General features: G+C 47.2%; 1 protein-coding gene. It reads right to left on the bottom strand.

Annotation, left to right across the window (positions count from 1 at the left end; translation table 11 throughout):
- Positions 1 to 130: 130 nt before the first annotated feature.
- On the bottom strand, positions 131 to 689 hold a 559-nt coding region (locus tag KIV40_RS29440; protein WP_285352788.1), incomplete at its 5' end, for a GlyGly-CTERM sorting domain-containing protein.

Genomic DNA, 689 nt, shown 5'->3' with positions numbered 1-689 from the left:
ACATGTGGATCATGTGCTTGTTCATATGCCGCATTAACACTGAATGCACACGGGATAAGTAAAGTCAGTAGTGTCTTTTTCATACTTTTAATTAGGGGCGACGAAGCCCCTACTCCTTAATGCAATGAGGTTACTTGTTAAAACGACGACGTAGGAAGCCAAGTCCCAATAAGCTCAATAGACCGCCTAGGCCAAATGAACCACCATCGCTGCCAGAGTCACTCATTTGAGTAATAGACACTTGCTGCGTTTCAATCACTTTACCTTCAACAGCTGTTGTTACTGTGTAGTCACCAACCTCTAAGCCTGAGATAGGCACTTCGGTCCAACCCAGCGCAATTTCGAACTGATCAAGAACGTCTTTCTGAACATTTGAAGAAGTTGCCACAAACGCTTGAGTTGCGTTGTTGAAGCTTACGGATACTTCATCACCCACTTTCAAGTAAGCAGAGTCTGAGTACTTAGTCAGATCAACAAAGTGGTTAAAGGTACCGCCACCAATCGGAGACTCAGGGCGAGGCTCATTGATTGGCTCATCGGGAAGCTCTACTGGCGTACCCGGTTGTACTGGCTGATCAGGATCCGGGAACACTGGATCAACTGGGTCAATTGGTTTACCCGCAAAGGCAATCGATAGTACTACTGGATCATGCCCTGCAGCGCGGAACGAGTCAGAGTAGGCTTGACCC

The sequence above is a fragment of the Vibrio sp. D173a genome (assembly GCF_030248475.1).
This window is presented reverse-complemented; position numbering and strand designations above follow the sequence as displayed.